At 61.2% G+C, this 23,045-nt stretch carries 21 protein-coding genes; 16 read left to right on the top strand and 5 right to left on the bottom strand.

What is annotated here, in order from left to right; genetic code table 11:
• Positions 1-37: 37 nt before the first annotated feature.
• From M2397_RS14790 to M2397_RS14770, 5 genes are all read left to right on the top strand, one after another.
• Positions 38-1,057, top strand: coding sequence for a LacI family DNA-binding transcriptional regulator (locus M2397_RS14790; protein WP_145337302.1), 1,020 nt, complete (start codon positions 38-40; stop codon positions 1,055-1,057).
• 92 nt (positions 1,058-1,149) lie between these two features.
• Complete coding sequence (locus M2397_RS14785; RefSeq protein ID WP_131696590.1) at positions 1,150-1,932, top strand: sugar phosphate isomerase/epimerase; 783 nt, start codon at positions 1,150-1,152, stop codon at positions 1,930-1,932.
• The gene (locus M2397_RS14780) at positions 1,925-2,866 is read left to right on the top strand and encodes a sugar kinase (RefSeq protein ID WP_259243805.1); all 942 of its coding nucleotides are present in this window, start codon (positions 1,925-1,927) and stop codon (positions 2,864-2,866) included. Before M2397_RS14785 ends, M2397_RS14780 begins: the two co-directional genes overlap by 8 nt.
• Before the next feature lie 45 nt (positions 2,867-2,911).
• On the top strand, positions 2,912-4,210 hold the full coding sequence (locus tag M2397_RS14775) for an MFS transporter (protein ID WP_259243803.1): 1,299 nt from the start codon (positions 2,912-2,914) through the stop codon (positions 4,208-4,210).
• Complete coding sequence (locus tag M2397_RS14770) at positions 4,207-5,184, top strand: NAD(P)-dependent oxidoreductase (protein WP_259243802.1); 978 nt, start codon at positions 4,207-4,209, stop codon at positions 5,182-5,184. The genes M2397_RS14775 and M2397_RS14770 overlap by 4 nt, the downstream gene beginning before the upstream one ends.
• Positions 5,185-5,238: 54 nt before the next feature.
• On the opposite strand, the gene M2397_RS14765 is transcribed toward M2397_RS14770, so the two are convergent.
• Positions 5,239-6,864, bottom strand: coding sequence for a methyl-accepting chemotaxis protein (locus M2397_RS14765; RefSeq protein ID WP_259243801.1), 1,626 nt, complete (start codon positions 6,862-6,864; stop codon positions 5,239-5,241).
• Between the two features lie 233 nt (positions 6,865-7,097).
• On the opposite strand from M2397_RS14765, the gene M2397_RS14760 reads away from it, so the two are divergent.
• The 3 genes from M2397_RS14760 to M2397_RS14750 are packed head-to-tail and all read left to right on the top strand — an operon-like array spanning position 7,098 to position 9,559.
• Entirely contained in the window at positions 7,098-8,525 is a 1,428-nt protein-coding gene (locus M2397_RS14760) for a nucleobase:cation symporter-2 family protein (protein ID WP_259243799.1), read from the top strand.
• A gap of 13 nt (positions 8,526-8,538) precedes the next feature.
• Positions 8,539-9,000: an LEA type 2 family protein gene (locus M2397_RS14755; protein ID WP_145337296.1), complete on the top strand. Its 462-nt coding sequence runs from the start codon at positions 8,539-8,541 to the stop codon at positions 8,998-9,000.
• Between the two features lie 7 nt (positions 9,001-9,007).
• Positions 9,008-9,559, top strand: coding sequence for a GNAT family N-acetyltransferase (locus M2397_RS14750; RefSeq protein WP_259243798.1), 552 nt, complete (start codon positions 9,008-9,010; stop codon positions 9,557-9,559).
• A gap of 28 nt (positions 9,560-9,587) precedes the next feature.
• Here the strand turns inward: M2397_RS14750 and M2397_RS14745 are convergent, their stop codons facing one another.
• Positions 9,588-10,514: a carbon-nitrogen hydrolase family protein gene (locus M2397_RS14745; protein WP_259243797.1), complete on the bottom strand. Its 927-nt coding sequence runs from the start codon at positions 10,512-10,514 to the stop codon at positions 9,588-9,590.
• Between the two features lie 92 nt (positions 10,515-10,606).
• Here M2397_RS14745 and M2397_RS14740 point away from each other — a divergent pair, with 92 nt between their 5' ends.
• A complete protein-coding gene (locus M2397_RS14740) occupies positions 10,607-11,527 on the top strand; it encodes a LysR family transcriptional regulator (RefSeq protein WP_259243796.1) in 921 nt (306 codons plus the stop codon).
• Here M2397_RS14740 and M2397_RS14735 read toward each other — a convergent pair.
• On the bottom strand, positions 11,499-11,753 hold the full coding sequence (locus tag M2397_RS14735) for a hypothetical protein (protein WP_053135090.1): 255 nt from the start codon (positions 11,751-11,753) through the stop codon (positions 11,499-11,501). The two genes, M2397_RS14740 and M2397_RS14735, sit on opposite strands and share 29 nt — an antisense overlap.
• Positions 11,754-11,917: 164 nt before the next feature.
• On the opposite strand from M2397_RS14735, the gene M2397_RS14730 reads away from it, so the two are divergent.
• A complete protein-coding gene (locus M2397_RS14730; RefSeq protein ID WP_259243795.1) occupies positions 11,918-12,238 on the top strand; it encodes a YqjD family protein in 321 nt (106 codons plus the stop codon).
• An 86-nt stretch (positions 12,239-12,324) separates the two neighbouring features.
• On the opposite strand, the gene M2397_RS14725 is transcribed toward M2397_RS14730, so the two are convergent.
• Positions 12,325-13,359 carry an Ldh family oxidoreductase gene (locus tag M2397_RS14725; protein WP_184745805.1) on the bottom strand — a complete coding sequence of 345 codons (1,035 nt, stop codon included), beginning with the start codon at positions 13,357-13,359 and terminating at the stop codon, positions 12,325-12,327.
• 179 nt (positions 13,360-13,538) lie between these two features.
• On the opposite strand from M2397_RS14725, the gene M2397_RS14720 reads away from it, so the two are divergent.
• Positions 13,539-18,701, top strand: a complete 5,163-nt coding sequence (locus tag M2397_RS14720; RefSeq protein ID WP_259243794.1) for a dermonecrotic toxin domain-containing protein — start codon at positions 13,539-13,541, stop codon at positions 18,699-18,701.
• Positions 18,702-18,721: 20 nt separating this feature from the next.
• On the opposite strand, the gene M2397_RS14715 is transcribed toward M2397_RS14720, so the two are convergent.
• Positions 18,722-18,991 (bottom strand): PepSY domain-containing protein, encoded by a 270-nt coding sequence (locus M2397_RS14715; RefSeq protein WP_025857288.1) that lies wholly within the window; start codon positions 18,989-18,991, stop codon positions 18,722-18,724.
• A 142-nt stretch (positions 18,992-19,133) separates the two neighbouring features.
• Here M2397_RS14715 and M2397_RS14710 point away from each other — a divergent pair, with 142 nt between their 5' ends.
• From M2397_RS14710 to M2397_RS14690, 5 genes are all read left to right on the top strand, one after another.
• The gene (locus M2397_RS14710) at positions 19,134-20,132 is read left to right on the top strand and encodes a FecR family protein (RefSeq protein ID WP_259243790.1); all 999 of its coding nucleotides are present in this window, start codon (positions 19,134-19,136) and stop codon (positions 20,130-20,132) included.
• 351 nt (positions 20,133-20,483) lie between these two features.
• A complete protein-coding gene (locus M2397_RS14705) occupies positions 20,484-20,909 on the top strand; it encodes a hypothetical protein (protein ID WP_259243885.1) in 426 nt (141 codons plus the stop codon).
• On the top strand, positions 20,909-21,460 hold the full coding sequence (locus tag M2397_RS14700) for an adhesin (RefSeq protein WP_145337290.1): 552 nt from the start codon (positions 20,909-20,911) through the stop codon (positions 21,458-21,460). Before M2397_RS14705 ends, M2397_RS14700 begins: the two co-directional genes overlap by 1 nt.
• A gap of 67 nt (positions 21,461-21,527) precedes the next feature.
• The gene (locus M2397_RS14695) at positions 21,528-22,277 is read left to right on the top strand and encodes a hypothetical protein (protein WP_131696605.1); all 750 of its coding nucleotides are present in this window, start codon (positions 21,528-21,530) and stop codon (positions 22,275-22,277) included.
• 61 nt (positions 22,278-22,338) lie between these two features.
• Positions 22,339-23,019 carry a C39 family peptidase gene (locus M2397_RS14690; protein ID WP_131696606.1) on the top strand — a complete coding sequence of 227 codons (681 nt, stop codon included), beginning with the start codon at positions 22,339-22,341 and terminating at the stop codon, positions 23,017-23,019.
• Positions 23,020-23,045: the final 26 nt, after the last annotated feature.

The raw sequence follows: 23,045 nt of genomic DNA, 5'->3' as shown, positions 1-23,045 counted from the left end.
TTTCAGTCATTCCAATAAAAATAGAAGGTCGATGACCGTGAACAACTTTTCTGCCGCCCAGCGCAGCCGCGTGACCATGCTCGACGTCGCCGAGCACGCCGGCGTATCCAAGGCCAGCGTGTCGCGCTTTATCGGCGAAGACCGCGCCCTGCTCTCCGATGCCATCGCCCTGCGCATCGAACAAGCCATCGAACAACTCGGCTACCGCCCCAACCAGATGGCCCGCGGGTTGAAACGTGGCCGCACGCGCTTGATCGGCATGCTGGTGGCCGATATCCGCAACCCCTACTCCATTGCCGTGATGCACGGCGTCGAAACCGCCTGCCGCCGGCACGGCTACAGCCTGGTGGTGTGCAACACCGACCGCGATGACGAACAGGAGCGCCAACACCTGGCGGCGCTGCGCTCCTACAACATCGAAGGGCTGATCGTGAACACCCTCGGCCATCACCTCGACCAATTGCTGGAACTGCAACGGGAAATGCCTCTGGTGCTGGTGGACCGCAAGGTCGAGCCGCTGCACAGCGACCTGGTGGGGCTGGATAACCCGGCGGCGGTGCGCATGGCGGTGGAGCACCTGGAACAGCAGGGTTACCGCGAGGTGTTGCTGGTGAGTGAGGCCTGCGATGGCACCAGTTCACGGCAGGAACGCCTGGACAGCTTCAAGAGCGAAATTGCCCGGCACCCGGCGCTGACCGGCGCGGTGCTGGAGCTCGATGATGCGCTGGAACAACGCCTGCAAGCCTTTCTCGCCAAACCCGGCCCCAAGGCCCTGTTCTGCGCCAACGGCATCGCCGCGCTGGCCTGCACCCGTGCGCTCAAGGCGCTGGACTGCAACCTGTTCGACGACGTGGGTTTGATCGCCCTGGATGACCTGGACTGGTACCCGCTGGTGGGCAACGGCATCACCGCCCTCGCCCAACCCACCGAAGCGATTGGCGCCAGTGCGTTCGATTGCCTGCTCAAGCGGTTGCGCGGTGACACCGAACCGACCCGCACCCTGGATTTTTTGCCCCAGTTGATCATCCGAGGCTCAACCCAGCGCCCCTACACGTAGCCGCTGTCGAGCCTTGGCGAGGCTGCGGCTACGGCAGAGTCGACTGGACATTCAACGTCAAAAAATGAAACCGGTTTCAGAGGTAAACAACAATGCACAAATACCCCGTTTCCATCAGCCTTTCCAGCTACGGCGCCGACCTGGTCCGCCAGCAAGGCCAATTGAGTTTTGTCGAATTGCTGGCCGCCGCCGGTGCCCAGCGCATTGAGTGGCGCGAAGAACTGCTGACCGTTGAGCAACCCGCCGAATTGGCCCAGGCCGCCGCCGCACAGGGCCTGGAGTGCGTATTTTCATCGCCGCTTGAATTGTGGATCGCCGGCCGCGCCCAGCCGAATGCCGAACTGAACGCCACCCTCGACCGTGCCCAGGCCTTTGGTGCGCGCTGGCTGAAAGTCTCCCTCGGTTATTTCACCGACACCAACGACCTGGAAAGCCTGCACGCCCTGCTCGCTCGCCACCCGGTCAAGCTCTTGGTGGAAAACGACCAGACCCTGCACGGCGGGCGCATTGAGCCGATGCAGCGCTTCTTCACTGAAGTCGAGCGCCTGGGCCTGCCGGTCAAGATGACCTTCGATATCGGCAACTGGCAGTGGCAGGACCAATCCGCGTTGACCGCCGCACGCCTGCTGGGCCGGCACGTCGACTACCTGCACTGCAAGGCTGTGGCGCGCCGCGCAGACGGCAAGCTGGTAGCGCTGCCGCCCGGCGCCACCGACCTGCATCTGTGGGAACAACTGCTCAAGCACATGACTCAAGGCATTACACGGGCAGTGGAATTTCCGCTGCAGGGCGATGACCTGGTCGACGTCACTGCGCAACAAGTGGCGGCCCTCGCCCTCCTCGGCCAACCTCGTGGGGAGAATGCCCATGTCTGAGATCGATATTCTGTCGTTTGGCGAAACCATGGCGATGTTTGTCGCCGAGCAGACCGGCGACCTGGCCCAGGTGGCGCAGTTTCACAAACGCATTGCCGGCGCCGACAGTAATGTCGCCATCGGCCTGTCGCGCCTGGGCTTCAACGTCGCCTGGCTGAGCCGGGTGGGCGATGATTCCCTCGGGCGCTTTGTGGTCGACACGCTGAAAAAAGAAGGCCTGGATTGCCGGCATGTGGCGGTCGATCCGCTGCACCCCACCGGTTTTCAGCTCAAGTCCCGCGAAGAAGCCGGCGATGACCCGCAGGTGGAGTACTTCCGCAAGGGCTCGGCCGCCAGCCAGTTGTCCGTCACCGCCATCAGCCCTGCGCTGCTGCAGGCCCGCCATCTGCATGCCACCGGTATTCCGCCGGCCTTGTCCGAGGCCACCCGCGAGTTGTCCCGCGAGTTGATGACACAGATGCGCAAAGCCGGGCGCAGCGTGTCGTTCGACCCTAACCTGCGTCCGTCGCTATGGACCAGCCAGGCGCAGATGATCGACGAAATCAACGCCCTCGCCAGCCTCGCCGACTGGGTCCTGCCGGGCCTGGGCGAAGGCCGTCTGCTCACCGGTTTCGACGACCCCGCGGATATTGCCGCGTTCTACCTCGACCAGGGCGCCGAAGCCGTTGCGATCAAGCTGGGCCCGGACGGCGCCTACTTCCGCACCCAGCTGGACCAGGGCTTTGTCGCCGCCGTGCCCGTGGACAAGGTGGTGGACACCGTCGGCGCCGGCGATGGTTTTGCCGTGGGCATGATCAGCGCCCTGCTGGAAAACCTCAGCTTCCCCGAGGCCGTGCAGCGCGGCAACTGGATCGGCAGCCGCGCAGTGCAAAGTCGCGGCGATATGGAAGGCTTGCCCACCCGTTCCGAGTTACCCACCCGATCCGTCGCTTGACCCACACCCTGTTGCCACAACTACAACAAGCTCAGGAGCAACCTTATGGACACCGTGAAACTCGCCACCCGTCGTTGGTGGTACATCATGCCCATCGTCTTTATCACCTACAGCCTGGCGTACCTGGACCGCGCCAACTACGGCTTTGCCGCCGCCTCCGGGATGGCCGAAGACCTGATGATCACCCCCGGCATGTCGTCGTTGCTGGGGGCGCTGTTCTTCCTTGGCTACTTCTTCTTCCAGGTGCCGGGTGCGATCTACGCGCAGAAACGCAGCGTCAAGAAGCTGATTTTCGTCAGCCTGATCCTCTGGGGTGGGCTGGCCACCCTGACCGGCGTGGTGTCCAACGCCTACATGCTGATCGTCATTCGCTTCATGCTCGGCGTGGTCGAGGCCGCCGTGATGCCGGCCATGCTGGTGTACCTGTGCCACTGGTTCACCCGTGCCGAACGCTCGCGGGCCAATACCTTCCTGATCCTCGGCAACCCGGTGACCATGCTGTGGATGTCGGTGGTGTCCGGCTACCTCGTGCAGCATTTCAGCTGGCGCTGGATGTTTATCATCGAAGGCCTGCCGGCGGTGTTCTGGGCGTTTATCTGGTGGAAGCTGGCGGATGAAAAACCCGCAGACGCCAAATGGCTGAGCGAACAGCACAAAAAAGACCTGGAAAGCGCGCTGGCCGCCGAACAGGTCGGTATCAAGGCGGTGAAGAACTACGCCGAAGCGTTCCGTTCGCCCAAGGTGATCATCCTGGCGCTGCAGTTTTTCTGCTGGAGCATCGGCGTGTACGGTTTTGTCCTGTGGCTGCCGTCGATCCTCAAGAAAGGCCTGCAGATGGACATGGTCGAAGCCGGCTGGCTCTCGGCCCTGCCCTATCTCGCCGCCGTGATCGCCATGCTGGTGGTGTCCTGGGGCTCGGACAAACTGCAAAAGCGTAAGCGCTTTGTGTGGCCGCCGCTGCTGGTTGCCTCCATCGCCTTCTACGCGTCCTACGCGTTGGGCGCCGAACACTTCTGGTGGTCCTACACCCTGCTGGTGATTGCCGGGGCTTGCATGTATGCGCCGTACGGGCCGTTTTTTGCCATTGTCCCGGAAATCCTCCCCGCCAACGTCGCCGGTGGCGCCATGGCGCTGATCAACAGCATGGGCGCCCTCGGCTCGTTCGGCGGCTCGTATCTGGTGGGTTACCTCAATAGCAGCACCGGCTCGCCCGGCGCCTCGTACCTGCTGATGAGCGGCGCGCTGATGCTGTCGGTGGTGCTGACGATTTTCCTCAAGCCCGGCGCCAGTGACCGTGAGCGCGCGCCGCTGCCTACCCTCGAATTGAAGGTAAAAACTCAATGAAAAAATCTGTGGTTTTATACAAGAAACTCTCCGCACCGCTGATGGCGCGCCTGCATGAACACGCCGAGGTCACGCTGATCGAAGCGCTGGACGAGTCCGGCCTGGCCAAGCTGCGCGACGCCCTGCCCACCGCCCACGGCTTGCTCGGTGCCAGCCTGCGCCTGGATGCCAGGCTGCTGGATCTCGCGCCGCAACTTGAAGCCGTGGCCAGCGTGTCCGTGGGGGTCGACAACTACGATATCGACTATCTGACCCAACGCGGCATCCTGCTCAGCAACACCCCGGACGTGCTCACCGAAACCACCGCCGACACCGGCTTCGCGCTGATCCTGGCCACTGCCCGGCGTGTGGTGGAGCTGGCGGACATGGTGCGCGCCGGCCAGTGGAACAAGAATATCGGCCCGTCACACTTCGGCAGCGACGTGCATGGCAAGACCCTGGGCATCATCGGCATGGGCCGCATCGGCGAAGCCTTGGCCCAGCGCGGGCATTTCGGCTTTGGCATGCCGGTGCTCTACCACAGCCACTCGCCCAAGCCGGCGGTGGAACGGCGCTTTGGTGCGCAGTACCGCAGCCTTAACGACTTGCTGCAACAGGCCGATTTTGTCTGCCTGACCCTGCCGCTGACCGCCGAAACCGAGAAGCTGATCGGCGCCGAGCAGTTTGCGCTGATGGGCCCGGAGACGATCTTTATCAATATCTCGCGGGGCAAAGTGGTGGACGAGGCGGCGCTGGTCGACGCCTTGCAACAACGTACGATTCGGGCGGCGGGGTTGGACGTGTTCGAAAAGGAACCGCTTGATCACGGCTCACCGTTGCTGCGTCTGAACAACGTGGTGGCGACCCCACATATCGGCTCCGCGACCCATGAGACGCGTGAGGCGATGGCCAAGTGCGCGGTGGATAATCTGTTGCAGGCATTGGCGGGTGAAAAACCGAAGAACCTGGTCAACCCAGGCGCTTGGAAGCAATAAACACATGTGGGAGGGGGCAAGCCCCTCCCACATTTTTGCCAGTATTCCAAATACTTAGATAACGAACCTCGCCACCATCCCATTCAAATCCACCGCCAGGCGCGACAGTTCATGGCTGGCTGCAGTGGTCTGGTTGGCGCCCGCCGCCGACTGAGTCGCCAGGTCGCGGATGTTGACCAGGTTGCGGTCCACTTCACGGGAGACCTGGGCCTGTTCTTCCGACGCGCTGGCGATCACCAGGTTGCGTTCGTTGATCAGGCTGATGGACTGGGTGATCTGCTCCAGGGCCACACCGGCGGCGCGGGCCAATTCCAGAGTGTTTTGGGTGCGCTGGTTGCTCTGTTGCATCGACTGCACGGCTTCACCGGTACCGTTCTGGATGCCGGCGACCATTTTCTCGATTTCCTGGGTCGACTGCGCCGTGCGATGGGCCAGGGCCCGCACTTCGTCAGCCACCACCGCGAACCCGCGACCGGCTTCACCGGCGCGCGCCGCTTCGATGGCGGCGTTGAGCGCCAACAGGTTGGTTTGTTCGGCAATCGCGCGGATCACGTCCAGCACCTTGCCGATGTCACGGCCCTGGGTGGCCAGGCCTTCGATCATCGCTGCGGTGTTTTGGACGTCCTGGGTCATGGTCTGGATCGCCCCGACGGTTTCCACCACCCGGTCGCGGCCTTCGCGCGCGGCCTGGTTGGACTGGTTGGAAGCCTCGGAGGTGGACACTGCATTGCGCGCCACTTCCTCCACCGCAGCGGTCATCTCGTTGACCGCCGTGGCGGCCTGGTCGATTTCATTGTTCTGCTGTTGCAGGCCCCGGGACGCTTCCTCGGTCACGTTGCTCAACTCTTCAGCCGCCGAGGCCAGCTGCGTGGCCGAACCGGCAATGTGCTGGATGGTCTGGCGCAGGTTGGTTTGCATGCTCGACAAGGCGTTGATCAGGCGCGCGGGTTCATCGTTGCCATTATCTTCAATGACGCTGGTCAGGTTGCCACCTGCGATGGTTTCAGCCACCTGAACAGCTTTACGCAAAGGCGTCACAATGCTGCGGGTCAGCAACCAGGCCAGCAGCACCGTGAGCAGCGCAGCGGTGACCGACACCACGATAATCCCGGTGATGGCGCTGGTGTAGCTCTGCCCTGCGTGGTCGTCGGCTTGCTTGGCGTTGGCGGCATTGATCGCGATCAGCTTGTTCAACTGCTCGCCCATCTGGTCAGTACCTTCCTTGACACGGGTATTGATCAGGGCGCGCATCTCCTCGACGTTGCCTTGCTTGGACAACGTCAGCATGTCTGCCTGGGCCTTGAAGTAGTTATCCAGGGTGCTGACAAACGTCTTGTACAACGCCGCTTCCTCGGTACCGGCGGGTAATGCCGCGTAGCCGGCCTGGGCCTTCTTCACCTTGTCGACCAGCACGCCGATGCGCGTTTCGGCTTCCTGCAGGGCGGCGGGCTCGCGGTTGACCAGTACTCTAAATGACAGAATACGCATGCGCAGGACGTTCTCCGTCATCTGGCCCAGGTACGTCACGCTGGGCAGTTGGTTCGCGCTCATGTCCACCGAGGCTTGGCGCATCAACGTCATGCGGTTGGCCGCGAAGCCGCCCAACACCACCACTAACAGGGCGATGAAAGCGAAGCCGAGAGAAGCTCGAGGGGCGATGTTCAAGTGACGGAGTGACATAGGGGGGATCTCGAAATGGAGTGGCGGCTCGCGCCCATGCCACAAAACGACCAGCCAGCGTCAACGCACTGTCTGACCTCGGCCATCACTGTTGTTTTTGATAGGTGGGCCTATAAGCAGTATCGGCAGGAATCGAGGTTTTATGCAGGGTCTTTATAAATATTTTTTTACACTTCTGACGCTGAGCAGTTTCTGGCATCCTGCGCCTCCCTTTTCTGACCCGAGCCATCATTTTGTCTGACGCTCATGCCCCCCGCCCCCGCTATAAATCCGACCTGATCTACGGCCTGGAAGATCGCCCGCATTTCAGCGCGGCGATCTTCGCCGCGTTGCAGCATGTGCTGGCCAGTTTTGTTGGCATCATCACCCCCACCCTGATCGTCGGTGGCGTGCTCGGCCTGGAAAGCGAAGTGCCCTACCTGGTGAGCATGGCGCTGTTTGTGTCGGGGCTCGGCACCTTCGTCCAGGCACGCACGTTCGGCCCCATTGGTTCGGGGCTGCTGTGCCTGCAAGGCACCAGTTTCTCGTTTATCAGCGTGATTCTCAGCGCGGGGTTCATGGTCAAGGCCCGGGGCGGCGGCACCGATGAGATCCTCTCGACGATCTTTGGCATCTGCTTTTTTGCAGCGTTTATCGAAGTGGTGTTCAGCCAGTTCATCGGCAAGCTGCGCAAGCTGATCACCCCGGTGGTGACCGGCACCATCATTACCCTGATGGGCCTGTCACTGATCAAAGTGGCCGTCACCGACATGGCCGGCGGCTTTGGCGCCAGCGACCTGGGCGCGGCGAGCAACATGGGCCTGGCAGCCCTGGTGCTGCTGACCATCGTGGTGCTTAACCGCTTCAATAACCCGTTCCTGCGCCTGGGTTCGATCGTGATCGGCCTGGCCTTGGGTTTTGTGGTGGCCTGGTGCCTGGGGCGCGTCGATATGGCGGCACTGCCCCAGGTGCCGCTGATCAGCGTGCCGGTGCCGTTCAAGTACGGTTTCTCGTTCGACTGGGTGGCGTTTATCCCGGTGGCGGTGATCTTCCTGATTTCGCCCCTGGAAGCGGCCGGTGACCTGACGGCCAACTCGATGATTTCCCAACAGCCGGTCAAGGGCCCGCTGTACATCAAGCGCATCAAGTCAGGCCTGTTGGCCGACGGCCTCAACTCGGCGATGGCCGCGACCTTCAACAGCCTGCCGATGGTGACGTTCGCCCAGAACAACGGCGTGATCCAGTTGACCGGCGTGGCCAGCCGCTACGTGGCGTACTTCATTGCCGGCCTGCTGGTGCTGCTGGGGCTGTTCCCGATGATCGGCGCGGTGCTGCAACTGATGCCCAAGCCGGTGCTGGGCGGCGCGACCCTGATCATGTTCGGCACCGTCGCCGTAGCCGGCATCAAGATCCTCGCCGAAGCCGGGCTGCATCGCCGCAATGTGCTGATCGTGGCGATCTCCCTCGGCATGGGCCTGGGCGTGGCCGCCGTGCCGGAAGTGTTGCGCGACCTGCCCAAGGCGCTGCACAACATCTTCGAATCGCCGATCACCGTGGGCGCGTTCTGTGCAATCCTGCTGAACATTTTCCTGCCGGAAGAGTTCATAGAGCTGGAAGAAGATGAATTTGATCCGGAGTCCTCTACCCTCAAAGTGATGCAGGACCCGGACGTCACGAAATAGGAGCACCCTTTGTATGCGCAAGCTCATGGTTCTATCGCTGTTGCTGCTGAGCTTGAGCGCCTGCGCGCTGTTCCCCAACCGCGACCCGGTGAATATCAATGTGGTGGGCATCGAGCCGCTGCAAAGCCAGGACCTGGAAGTGCGCTTCGCCGTGAAGCTGCGGGTGCAGAACCCCAATGAAACGGCGATCGACTACAACGGCGTGGCCCTGGACCTGGAGGTCAACGGCCGGCCGCTGGCGTCGGGAGTGAGTGACCAGAGCGGAAGCATCCCACGTTTTTCCGAGACCGTGCTGGTGGTGCCGGTGAGTGTTTCGGCGTTTTCCGTGCTGCGCCAGACCTTGGGCCTGAGCCAGACCCAGAGCTTGAACAACCTGCCCTATGTGCTGCGGGGCAAACTGGCGGGTGGGCTGTTCGGCACGATGCGCTTTGTGGACCGCGGCACGCTGGACTTGCCGAATACCGCGACCTGGTAATGACACCGTGCAACCGACACTCTTTACCGAACGCCTGATCCTGCGCCCGCTGACCCTGGACGATGCCGAAGGGATCCAGCAGCAATTTCCGCACTGGGACGTGGTGCGTTACCTCAACGCCCTGGTGCCATGGCCCTACCCGGCCGACGGCGCGCGCACCTACCTGGAGCACATCGCCCTACCCGCCATGGCCCGTGGCGAGGAATGGCATTGGTCGCTGCGCCTTAAAAGCGCACCTGAACAGTTGATTGGTAACGTCAGCCTGATGGACGAGCAGGATAACAACCGCGGGTTCTGGCTAGGGCCGCAATGGCAGGGGCAAGGTTTGATGTCCGAAGCCAGCGCGGCGGTGACCGACTACTGGTTCGGCGTGCTCAAGCGCCCCGTGCTGCGAGTGCCCAAGGCCGCACCCAACCTGGGCTCACGGCGAATTTCCGAGCGTACGGGCATGCGTTTGATCAGGACGGATGAAGGTGAGTTTGTGGCAGGGACTTTCCTGCGGGATATCTGGGAAATGACCCGCGAGGAATGGCTGGAAAACCAGTCGCCCAAACGCTGAGGGCCACCTCCCACAGTTCGATCGTGGTTCAGTCGGTGATATAGCGCACGCCTGGCTTGGCGCGCTCATCCACCACCAGTTCGAACACATCCGGCCGGGCGTAATGCCCCACCACGTCATAGTCGTACCGCGCGCGCACCAGGTCATCGGTGTTGATCTGCGCGGTCAACAACCCCACCTCACCCAGCAACGGCCCAGCCAGGATGTCGCCCATGGGGCCGACAATCACGCTGCCGCCGGCGATCAACGGGCGTTCCGAAGGCCAGTTGGTGACCTCGATGCCCAGCGCCTGAGGCGAGGCCTGCACCTGGCAGGCACTGACCACAAAGCAGCGCCCCTCATGCGCCACATGGCGCATGCTCACCTGCCACATCTCGCGCTCATCCACCGTCGGCGCGCACCACACCTCGACGCCCTTGGCGTACATCGCAGTGCGCAGCAGCGGCATCATGTTTTCCCAGCACACCGCGCCGCCGATACGCCCTACCGCCGCGTCGATCACCGGCAAGGTCGAGCCGTCACCCTTGCCCCAGATCAGCCGTTCGGTGCCGGTGGGCATCAGTTTGCGGTGCTTGGCCACCAGGCCGCCCGACGGTTCGAAATACAGCACGGTGCAATACAGGCTGCTGCCACTGCGCTCGATCACGCCCAGCACCAGGCTGGCGCCGGTACGTGCCGACAAGCCGGCCAGGGCCTCGGTCTCGGCGCCCGGCACATCGATGGCGTTGGCAAAATAGCGGGCAAAGGCTTCGCGGCCTTCGGGCAGGCGATAGCCCAATTGGGTGCCAAAACCTTCACCCTTGGGATAGCCGCCTAGCAGCGCTTCGGGCATCACCACCAATTGCGCGCCGCTGCGCAGGATCTCGTGTTCATAGGCGAGAATTTGCGCCAGGGTGTCGGCCTTGCCGCCAGGCAGGGAACCGATTTGCAGGGCCGCCACAGTGGAAACTGGCATCACGATCACTCCAAATAAAGGGGGGTTGCCCATTCTCTCGCCAGGCTCGATCATGAATAAAGCCCACCTCAGTGCTGAATGATATGAGCCAAATGAATATCGCCCACGTTGATCTGAACCTGCTGAAAACCTTCGAAGCCCTGCACGATGAGTCCAGCGCCAGCCGCGCGGCGTTGCGCCTGGGTGTTACACAGTCGGCCATCAGTGCAGGCTTGCGCCGTTTACGCGACGTCTATGGCGACCAACTGTTTGTGCGCACCGGCCGTGGCCTGGCGCCCACGCTGCGGGCCAACCAGTTGAAACCGGTGATCAGCGAGGCGCTGGAGCGCTGTCGGCAAAGCCTGGCGATGGTCAATCCAGACAACCCGAACTATCAAGGCCGCTCGGTGGTGGTGGGCCTATCCGACGACTTCGAGATTGCCTATGGCCGCCGACTGATGGACGCCATCGCACAACGTCTGCCGAAGCTGCGGGTGATTTTCCGCCAAACCCACAGCCAGATCGTTGCCGGAGCTCTGCTCGACCGCACCCTGGACCTGGCGATTACGGCGGGCGGTTTTGCGCAAAGCCGGTTGAGTCGGCAGGTATTGGGAGGGGGGGATTATCGCTGCGTCGTGGACCCTCGCAGCTTGGCGTCGGGCCAGGAAAGCCTCAGCCTGGATGAATTTGTCACCCGCGAGCATGTGCTGGTGTCGTCGGGCGGTTTTATCGGCATTACAGACGAAGGGTTGGCGGCGCAGGGGCTGAGCCGCCAGGTGTGCGCCTCGACCAGTCATTTTGCCGCGCTGCCGTTTCTGCTCAAGGGCAGCCAGGCGGTGGCGACCATTCCCGGGCATGCGGCGCAGGCCATCGCCGAGATGACCGGCCTGCGTGTACTGCCCTGCCCGCTGGCGCTGCCGCGCTACCCGGTGGAGCTGGGTTGGCGAACCCAGGCCCAGCTCGACCCGATGTTACTTAAAGTCCGCGAGGCGATTGCCGCCAGCTTTACTTCGCCGCCGCCATCAGTTTGTTGACTTCACTGCGCACCATGTTGGAAAACTCCGGTGGCGACATGCCGTCGAGTTCGGCGCGGACCCATTCGGACCACTTGCCCTTGCGCTTGGCGCGCTCACCGAACAACCGTGCGGCTTCGCCCTTGGCCTTGCCCAGGTTGGTTTGCCACAGGTCGTAGAGGCGGGACTTTTCATCTTCCAGCTCGGCGCGTTCGGCGAGGGTCTTGTTGGCGAGATTGAAGCTCATGTCAAAATTCCTGCTGCACAAATAGACGACATCTTACACTGTAGGTCGAATTTTCCAGATTTGGATTTCGCTCGCCAGTGCTGACCCGACAAAAAACTGCAACTTTTGCCGCCGCCCGGCACTCCATTGTTCACTGTCACATTCACCTGCAAGGAGTCACACCCATGGCCCGCAAAACTGCCGCCCAAGCTGTTGAAGATCAAATCAAGGATCAAGCATTCAGTGAACTGACGGCCCTGATCGAAGAATCGGACAAGCTGCTCAAAAGCAGCGCTGCCCTGGTGGGCGAAGAAGGCGAAACCCTGCGCGAACAGGTCGCCATCAAACTCAAGCAGGCATTGGATTCGGTATCCAACGTGCGCGAGCGCAGCAAGCCGGTGGTCAATGCCACCGAAACCTACATCGGCGGCCATCCATGGCAGACCGTGGCTATCTCCGCGGGCTTTGGCCTGGTGGTTGGCCTGCTGCTGGGTCGCCGTAACTGACACCTTCCGTATAGCTCCATGCGTACGCAGCTGCCGAGTGCAAGCGAGGCAGCTGCGTATTTGCGCGGAGCGGGATAAGACAGCATCTACGTAGCCCAGTCTCGCAGCTGGTTCAATGCTTCCAGATCCACCTCCACCCCCTCCTCCAACGACTTCGCCCGCGTGCGATGACGTCGATCCCCCGGCAAGCGCCGCAACCCTGCCGCATGCATCTGCCGCACCAACTCCTGGCTGCGCTCGGCGAAGCTTTGCCCGGCGGTTTTGCTCGGGTCGATCACAATCAGCAGTTGGCCGGTCCAGGGCGTGCGCGCGCCAGGATGGTCGGCCCAGTTGAACTCGAAAGAGAAGTTGCCGCCCGTCAGGGCCGCCGCCAGCAACTCGACCATCATCGACAACGCCGAGCCCTTGTGCCCGCCAAACGGCAGCAACGCACCGCCCTCCAGCACGGCCTTGGGGTCGGTGGTGGGTTGGCCGAGGCTGTCGACACCCATGCCCGGCGGCAGGCGCTCGCCTTTGCGCGCAGCGATTTGCACGTCTCCGTGGGCAATGGCGCTGGTGGCCAGGTCGAAAACAATAGGGGCGCCATCGGCACGCGGCGCCGCGAAGGCAATGGGGTTGGTACCGAACAACGGGCGGTCGGCGCCATGGGGCACGACGCAGGTCATGCTATTGACCACGCTCAGCGCCACCAACCCCTCCTCGGCGAAAGGTTCGACATCGGGCCACAACGCGGCGAAGTGATGGGAATTGTGGATCGCCAGCAGCGCGATGCCGGCACTGCGTGCCTTGGCCACCAGCAACGGACGCGCGGCCTCAAGGGCCGGCTGGGCGAAGCCATTGCCGGCATCCACCCGCACGAAACCCGACGCGACATCCGTGACCACCGGTGTAGCCTTGCCGTCGACCCAGCCACTGGCCAGTGTGCTGAGGTAACCGGGGATACGAAAAATGCCATGGCTATGGGCACCGTCGCGCTCTGCACTGGCGCAATTGCGTGCCAGGATCGCGGCAACTTCCGGCGACGTGCCGTGCTTCACAAACACGGCGTGGAGCAAGCCCACCAGGTCGTTGAAACCGATGAGCGCTGTAGCGTTTTCAACTATCGGGGACTGGGCAGACATCTGTAGCTCCGATTTTATAATTGGAAGAGACAACAAGAATCCAGACCGTTGATTAAACAACGGCCCATGTGCCTGCTGTCAACGGACGCTTGAAGCCGGGTCCAGTTATCTACCGCCACACACGCCGCGGCGCCGCCTACCCTGGTCTCCATTCCCCTTTGTTGAACGGAGAGCACACCTTGGCGACCATCACCCCGCCGTATTTTTTCGATGAGTTCCTACTGCCAACCCGACGCAAGCAACCCACGCCACGGGAACATGCACTGGGGTTCACAGTCAAGGACCTCGATTGGCTGCATACGCTGTACTACGCCACTCATACGGCACGTACGGACCTGACCCTACAGCGCTACCCGATGCGGGTGGAAAGACTGTTGATCAACGCACCGGGCCAAGCCGCCCTCCCGATGGGCGGCGCCTTCATGATGAGCCCGACCCCGGACGACAACAAAGCCGTGCTGTACACCCCGTATGGCGGGCTGGAGTTATTCGAGAGCCGCACCGACCTGCTAAGTGAAGTGCAGGAGCGTTTGAAGCAACCGAGCTCGCGCACCGACCTGCTGCAATTTCTGTCGATTGCCGAGCGTGACGCATTGCCGGTGACGGTGCACCTGACGGTGACGGCGAGCGTCATCGAAGGCGCCGTGATGGAAGACCAGAAGAACACCGTCCTGGCCTGTCAGCAAAAAAATGCAGTGGCCCTGCTTGATGAGCTGCGCAAATTTCCCAGCCTCAATGGGATGCTCGACACCTTGCTCAGCATCATGGCCCGCACCTATTTCCCCGGCCTGAACCAGGCCGACACTCGGGTGAACTTCTTCAGCCGCGCGTCCGTGGGAGCACACAGCCGCTGGGTCGACTCGCTACCGTTGCGCGACGCGCTGTTACGGTTTTACGTCTCCCATGCCTGGCCCGCGGGCCAGACCCACTCCTTTTTCAACATCGGCCATGACACCCGCGCCTTTACCCAGGCGCAACTGGCCGACGACCTGCAACGCTGGGACAGCGTGGTCGAGCAAACCAGCGGGATTCTTTCAACGCTGTTGAACAGCCTGTTGCAGACCTACTGGAATGAAGACTTCAACGCAGGGCAGTCACGTCGGCAGTTTTGCGCCCGGGTCATGAGTGACAAGTGCCGCACCGACCTGCTGCTCAAGCACCAGGACAGGGTTCTGTCCACCGATGAAAGTCAAAAACTGCGGGCGTTGTTCCTTCCGGACCACGCTTCGCGTATGGCCTTCGCCGGCCCGTTGAATATAGAAAAAGTGCGGGTTCACGCACCTTTTCAACACTACGTCGAACTGGGCGGCACCCTGATGATCAGCAATGCCCAGGCGTATCTGTATACCCAATCGCGTGGCTTGCAGGTGCTCGAGAACCTGAATGACCTCAAGGACATCCTACTGACCATGCTCAAAACCGCCGGGCATGAAGATGAGCTGCTCAATTTCCTGTCGCTGGACGAGCGCAGTGTGTTTATCGGCATGGATCACATTGAGGTGACCGGGAACCCTGTCGCTGGCGATCTATTTCTCGAAATGGTTGAGGACATTCTCGCCAAGCAGTTCGACAACCTGGAGTACGCGCTGGGGCTTTTTCGGCGCAGCGCGGGGGAGATCGACCTGGACGCGCTGCTCGACAGTGCCCTGGACGTACGCACCATGCTCGACAGCCGCTTGATGGCGTTGGAAACGGGCGGCCGCTGGAGCGTCCACCCCATTACCCTTGGCAATGGCCGCCCGTCCACGGTGCATGCCGAAAAGGCCAAGGCACACCTGCAGCGCCTGCAAGCCGTCGAGGCGGCCATGGCGCTGGAACGCAGCAAACAGCCGACCTTGCGCGACCTGGCGGCCCATGCGCTGGACGCCGAACTGGCCAAGCGCCGGCTGGACCTGAACGCCGACGATGTCTATATCAATACCTATGCCACACACGCCAGCGATCGCGAAGAGCGCTTGCCCCAACGGTCTTCCAGCATGGTCGAGCACTTTATTGCGCGCCTGGCCAAGCAAGCCATTGCGCTGACGGACTCGTCCCTGAGCGGGTTTTATGGCAGGCGCAGCGCGGGCGTCGCCAACAAGCTGCAAAACCTGACAACTGCTGGCTTCAATGCGGTTATCGAGCAGGTCCTGACCACCTTTGCAGAACGCGACTTGCGTGGGCTGCCACATCTGTTTCTGGACAATAACCGGGCCCACCTCAGCGATGGGATGCTGCAGGGGCTGAGCGGCGAAGCGCGACTGAGGCGGCTGGACAAAAGCTTGTCGCACCCCGGTCTCGCACTGCTGGACAGCGTCCTGCATGCCGACAGCCTGACCCGCCTGACCCGCCGAGGCCTCAACGGCTTCATCCCGGATGCGTTTGGCCTGACCCTCAAGATCGGCACTGACACCACCCCCCAGGCCCTGGCCAACTGCTTTGTGCTGACTGAACGCGGCGGCACAGACCCGGACCATTCAGGGGCGGCACTGTTGTGGACACCCCGTTGCGGCTATGAGGCATTTGCGTCGATCAAGGTGCTGTGCGAAGCCCTGAAACAACGTTTACAAGACCCCTTCGGGCGGTTGCCGCTGATGGAGAATTTGCCGGTTTCCACGCGCGCGCCCCATCAGGCCTGTCAGCTCGCCCCCCTGCGTCGGATCGACGACCACCTGCTGCACAACCGCCAACAGTCCTACAGCGACTTCATGCGTGACGCGATTGAGCATCTACTCTCGATGAAGTTGAGCGCCCGGCGCTTTCAGGACTGCATGGACAGCTTTATCCGCCAGGCACCACCGACCAACCTGCCCAGGGCCATTGCCATCGCGCGCGCCATGGTCCAGCAGCAAGCACTGCCTGTGTGGCTGGGCATGGCACTGCCCCATGAACAGATCCTGCAGGCCGAATTGCTCGAGCAGTATCGCGTCAACAGCGCGGACGAGCGTGACTACCTGCACGGCATCACGCCCATGCGCGAACTGGCCAAACGCACCCTTTCGACCCTGCTCGATGCGCGTTTTGCCGGGCAAATCGTCAACCCGGACACCGTTCTGATTCCCGGCCGTATCGACCTGGAGGGGCACGCTGAAACCCTGACGGATTTCGCCCTGCGACACCTGCCTGATCTACGCGCCGAAGACATCCGGCCACAATCGCGCACAGCGACGCCTTTGCCTGCCGCACTGGACGGCAATGCGGTGGTGCAACTGGTTCGCCAACTGGACTTGAAAAGCCTTTACCAGACACGGCTAACCACGCGCCTCAAAGGTCAGACCGAAGACGCCCGTGAGCGCCGCCAATTGTTCTGCCGGCAGTTGCCCTGGCAATTGCTGCAATACGCTCATGAACAAACACTGCAGGAGCGGCTATCCGCATCAGCCTGGAGCTTCGTCCAGCAAGTATTCGACATGCCAGATGCCGTGGCGCGTGCCGCCGTGGCTGGCGCGACGGCGATCATACGGCCCCTTGAACTGATCGCCACTGCGGGCGCAGCCCAGGTCAAGGCACTGGGCTGCTACCTGATCGGTCCCAAAGCGGGCGCGTCCGGCCCCCTGATCCTGTATGCGCCCTACAGTCCCAAGCATTTATTAAAGGAGTACGCCAATGAGGCGGCGCTACTCAATGAGTTCACCACCGCCGGTGCGCTGCAGGACTGGGTAATCGGCCGGATGCCAGCCCCTCATCAGGCCACTTACCGCAATTTGCTGGGCCAACGCTGGAGCCAGGGGCACTCGGAAATCCAACTCGGCGCCTCGCCCATTACCGGCAACCTGTTGAGCCAGCTGTTTGAGGACAACCTCGAGATGCTGCTTCAGATGTTGGCCAGTCAGTTCTCTCCGTCGGGCAAGGTGCAGTGGAACGCAGCCACCAGCCTGTTCACCGAAGATATCCCTAAAGGATTGCAGTTCATGGCCGGCAAACTGGCGTACCCGCTGGCCGTGTGGCGCAGCCACAAACTGTTCCTGGCCTCGGCTGAAGACCTGCAGCGACACCGCTGGCAACACGCGCTCAAAACCTTTATCGGCGGTGTGGCCGAGCTGGCCTCCTTGCGCAAGGAGCTGGACAAACTCCTGCCGCAGACCGCCTCAACCGAGGAGCAAGTTCCGCTGGAGCAATGGCTGCAAGCCCCTGCGCCGGCCGCCGCCACACTGGCCGACCTGGACCTGACCGCCCCTGCCCGCACCCGATTGCAAGCCTTTGAAAACCACGCAATTGCCTTGAAGGATCTGGAGCAAGACGCACAGAGCCGCCTGTACAGCGACAAGACTGGCAGCGGTCATTTCGTGCCGTTGGCAGGCAAGGTGTACCCGGTGAAAAAAGCCGGTGAACACTGGCGCGTAAGCAATGACGAACTGCATGGCCCTTATGTGCAACGCAATGCCCAAGGCGCATGGACGCTGGACCTCGGCCGGCACCACCCGCGCTACGGCAAAACCTTGAGTCGCTACGCAGGCAGGGCCAAAACCCGGGCAGGCGAACGGGACACCATCAATATCGAAGCCGTAGGCATGCGGGAAATTGCCGCGTTATCCAGTTGGAAAGCCCAGTGCATTGATGAAGCACTCAATGTTGCGACGTACTATGCGGTCACCTGCAAGCGCAACCTCCTGCACTTTGCCACACACCTGAAGCCCAACAGCCGGCCGGGGCGGTTTTTCAGTGAGTTGTTCGGGGTTGTCACACTGACGTCCGATCAGGTGCAACGAGTCGAGCGGCGCGTCGACGAGGTGCTCGATGAATTGACCAATCACACCCTGATCAGCCCGGACTCTCGGCGGTTTGTCAGCGGCACGCGCCGCTACAGCCAACAGGATACATTTGCCTTTGTGCTGCCCGATGATGCGGAGCAGAAGATCTACTTGCTGGACCGTTTTTTTGATCCGCACATGGATATCTACCAAAACCGATTGAACACCCCATTCAACCTCTCGGCCCATGCACGGGCAACGGTGTTGATTCATGAAATCACGCACATCAAGTCCTTGACCGAAGACCTGGCGTATCTGGACACCATGCGACCGTTCCATGACCTGATTAACGTAAAGATTCACGGCGCCCAGCTGATGCAGACCGACCTTGGCAACTTGCGTGATACCGCACTGTCGACCCTGACGCCCGCCACCCTGTTGTTCAAGACATGGGACGAGTTCACCCAGGAATGGGAGGACTTCGGCAGCAGCCGCGTGACGTCGGATCTGAAGGATAAAGTCCTCAGCACCACCGGCTGCCGGACCCTCGATGACGCACGGTCAATGTTCATGAGCAACGCCGACAAGCGTATCGACACGATTCTGGCCAATGCCGATTCCGTCACTTACCTGATCAGTCAACTCGGCCGGGAACTGGATGCGGGAGCCTGAACAGGCTCCCGGCGGGTCTATCAGTCTTTCTGGTCACGCAGGATATTGCCCGAAGCCCCATCGATGCGCGCTTCATACACGGTGCCGTCAGACTTGCGGCCTTTGACTTCCCAATAGCCGTTGTCATCGGCTTCGGCTGCATAGACTTCGATGTAGCCGGCCTTGGTCTTCGCCACTTCAATCGCCTTTTCAATGGTGATCCAGCCCGCACCGGGCTTATCGGCCAGAGCGGCGCCTGCACTGAGCAGCGCGGTGGTTGCACACAGGGCGACTAAGGTTTTCTTCAGCATATTCGTACTCCATTGTGGGAATGTCCTGAATTTTTTAGGTCGCGCCAAACAAGAATAAGTTCCAATTGATGTGCAATCGCCATGACGCCTGTTCTCGCGGTCCACCTCAGGAGGTTAGAATGTGCGAAATCAGGATGAGTTAATGAGCGAAAAGTCCCTTTCAGAAGCCGAATATGACGCCATCACCGACGCCGCCGCGCATTGGTGCATGCGCCTGCACGCAAGTGATTGCACCCCAGGTGAGCGTCAGGCTTTTGCGCAATGGCATGATTCCCACCCGCTGCACGCCTTTGAATACGCAGCGATGCTGGAAATCTGGGACGTCGCCGACCACCTGCCCCGCCACGAAACCCCGGCGTTGGTGGTGCCCTTCAAGAAGCCACGCAGCCGCTTGCGCACCTACGCGGTAGCGGCGGCGATCTGCCTGACCGTCTTGCCTCTGGTCGCGTTTACAGGCTGGGAAGCCGGCTGGTTGCCGAGTTCCTATGAACGTTTCCAGGCCGCCAATGGCTTGCGCCAGGTCACCTTGGGCGATGGCAGCGAGGTGGAGCTCAACCTGGGCACCGAACTGGTCTACAGCAACTACAAGGATCAGCGCCGCGTCACGCTGAAAAAGGGCGAGGCGTTCTTCAAGGTCAGCCATGACAGCGCACATCCGTTTATCGTGCACGCAGGCTCAGGCCAGGTGCGCGTCACGGGCACCCGGTTCAACGTCTGGAAGTATGAAGACCAGGTGCGAGTGATGTTGCTCGAAGGCTCGGTGCAGATTGCCAGCGACCAGGTACACGGCAGCGTGCCCCTGACGCCGGGCATGCAGGCCAGCTATCAACAAGGCGATGCAACGCCGCGCGTACGCGCAATGAGCCCCAATGACACCGCCCTGGCCTGGCGCCAGGGCAAGCTGGTGCTCGACAATCTGGCCTTGGTCGATGCGTTGCCGTTGATCAACCGCTACCTGAACAAACCGGTGATGCTGGCGGACGCCAACACCGGGACGATTCGGATCGGCGGCATCTACAACATCACCGAGGTCAACAACCTCATCCCCTCGTTGCCCAAGGTTCTGCCGGTCTACCTGACCCAAAACCAGGATGGCAACCCCGTCATCAATTCCATCCCGCGTAAATCCCCCAAAGGCTGAACGCTGGCCACAAGCCTGGGCGCGTTTGCGCCCGAAGTGTCCATTTTTGAAACACTCGACTCCTCTGGACCGCCCGCACTGGGCGGAGTCATCGTTTTGTCATGCACAGTGTTACAGCGCTGATACAGCGGGGTGAATCGTTTGTGGTATGGCGGTGTGCACATGGCCGAACACAAGCTGTATCAGCGATGAAACAGCACTGACATCACTTTGCCCACAAATAATTCCAACTCATTGAATAACAATAAAAAATAAAAAGCGGCACGGCTTCTGCTCTATCCCTTACAGCGCTGTTTAGGGTCAGCGCGAAGAACAGGGAATGCCGCCGTGATTACACTCACTCAAGGTCCAATGAACGTACTGCTGATCAGCTGTGTACTCAGCGTCGGCATCAGTGTTCCAAGCTTTGCAGGTGACGGCGTGATCGTGACGGGGCGCAATGTACAGGCTCATATGTACGGCCGCGCCGCCTTCGGTAAAGACCCCTACCCCTCGACTGCCAACGCCAATCCCAGCCGGGAAATCATCGGTGCCACTGGCGAGCTCAGTGACATGGATATCGGCAGCGTCAGCAGCGGCTCAAGCATCGTCCGCGCAGTTCAGACCAACGGCACCTTGACCGGCCTGCATGCCACACAAAGCAGCATGTCCACCCTGGGGGCCGGCTCTGCCGCCGGCCACGGTGCGGGCAGCAGCATGGGCGGGCAGATCAGCGACTCGATCCAGCGCGGCATGGCGCCACTGAACAACATCGGCAGCATGCTGGGGGGCAAATAATGAATCGCTCCCTGCTCGTTCTCGCCCTGTTGGCCAGCGCCCCGGTATTTGCCGACGACACGGCAGTGATCAACAACAGCGGCCAACAATACGAGGGTGTCGTGTCGATCAACCAGGCGGCCGGCAACCAGCAACAAATGTCCAACAGCCGCGCCATCGCGCTCGGTGGCCAGGCCACCAACGTCAACATCCAGCGCCTCGACGGCAGTGTCGACCCGTCCCTGAATGCCAAGGCGGCGATCCAGGGCAGCTCTTTTACCAATGGCAACGGTGTACTGGGCATCAACCAGTCGGCCGGCGCCAATAACCAAACAATCAATGCCGTGCGGATCAGCATCAACCCTGGCCCGCAAAGCATTGATGACAGCGTCCTGTTGCAACAGAACACCACGACGCTGGCAACCGACTCAGGGCTCACCCCCACCACTGGCAGCCGCCTTGTCGTTACAAGCGACCAGGCCTTCACAGGCAGCCGAGGAGTGATTCAGGTGAACCAGAGTGCAGGGGTGGGGAACCGAGTGGCTAACACCCTGGGCATCACTATCAAGTAAACGCTTGGTAGCACTCGTTAGACCGTACCAACACTTAACCAACTAATTAGAAGCAAGGAGAAACACCATGAAACCTCAAATGGCTCTGAAACCACTGGTTTTCGCTCTGGCTGCACTCATGGCTGCTGCTGCTCAAGCAAATGGTGGTGGCTGGCACCCTGCGCCTCAACCAACCGGGGTTGTTGCCTCTGTCGTGACCGATGTACAAAACAGCGTCGGCAACAAGTTTGACGACACCAAGACCGAAAACAATGCCTCTGCCGATGACTCGGTAAACGGCAACAGCGGCAACACCGGTGTTAACGTCCAGTCGGGCAGCGGTAACCAGGCAGACAACTCCGGCGCCATCTCCAGTGCCAAAGGTGACTTTGCAACCGTATTCGCTGTCGTCGATGTCAATCAAAACAGCGGGCTGAACAACTTCGTCAACAAAGGCACCCAAAACAACGCCTCGTTGGATGGCTCGGCTAACGGTAACTCCGGCAACCTGGGTTACAACGGCCAGGCCGGTCAAGGCAACCAGGGTAAAAACAACCTGGCAATCACCACGGCTGATGGCAAAAACATCGCAGCGGCCGCGAACACCGAGCAAAACTCGCTCGCCAACAGCTACCTGAACGCTGCCGCTACCAGCTACGGGTATGGTCATGGCAGCAAAGCCCAATACGTGTCCAACAACTCCAGCCTCGACAACTCGGTTAACCGCAACTCCGGCAACGTAGGTGTGAACCTGCAGTCCGGCTCGGGCAACCAAGGCAGTAACAGCCTGTCGATCGGTCAAGGTTGCAGCGTCTGCGCCAGCGGCGTGCGCTTCTGATCCAACGGGGCCTTGGCAACAAGGCCCTTTTTTATTCCAGTGTCCAGCAGGTCACATGATCATGCGCCTCGCGACCCTCACCCTCCTGATGCTGCTCACCGGCCCGACCTGGGCAGGCACCATGGCGATCTCCGCCCTGCCTGGCGGTACAGTAATCTACAAGAAGGTCGAGAGTATTCGTGAGCGCCGGTTCGCCAACCTGGTGGAACAGAAAACCGATTTCAGCTGCGGTGCTGCGGCACTCGCCACCATCCTGCGCCAGGGTTATTGGCTGGACGTAGACGAAGATCACGTCATCAAAGGCATGCTGGTCAATGCAGACCAGGACCTGGTACGTACCCAGGGGTTTTCCATGCTGGACATGAAGCGCTACCTCGAAAGCATCGGCATGCGTGCCCGGGGCTACAAAATCGCGCCAGAAACACTGGTCACCGTAAAGATCCCCGTGGTGGTCCTGCTGGAAATTCGTGGCTACAAGCACTTCGTGGTGATGCAGCGCGCCGACAAGGACTGGGTCTATATCGGCGACCCTGTACTGGGCCATAAGCGCTATTCGCATGACGACTTCGTCAAGGGCTGGAACGGCATCGTCTTCGCCGTGCTGGGTGAAGGTTATGACAAGGCCAATGCCCTGCTCGACCCGCCCACACCGCTGACCGCCAAAAACCAGATGAATGAATTCAGGCCCGTAGGCGATGCCGAGCTGATGGATTTCGGTTTTATCCAGAGCGACTTCTTCTAAGAAGCGCAATAAGGGGCAGGACGCTC

The sequence above is a fragment of the Pseudomonas sp. BIGb0381 genome, assembly GCF_024809815.1.
Lineage (GTDB): Bacteria > Pseudomonadota > Gammaproteobacteria > Pseudomonadales > Pseudomonadaceae > Aquipseudomonas.
Note: the sequence above shows the minus strand (reverse complement) of the source record. Positions and strands in the feature narration are given on the sequence as shown.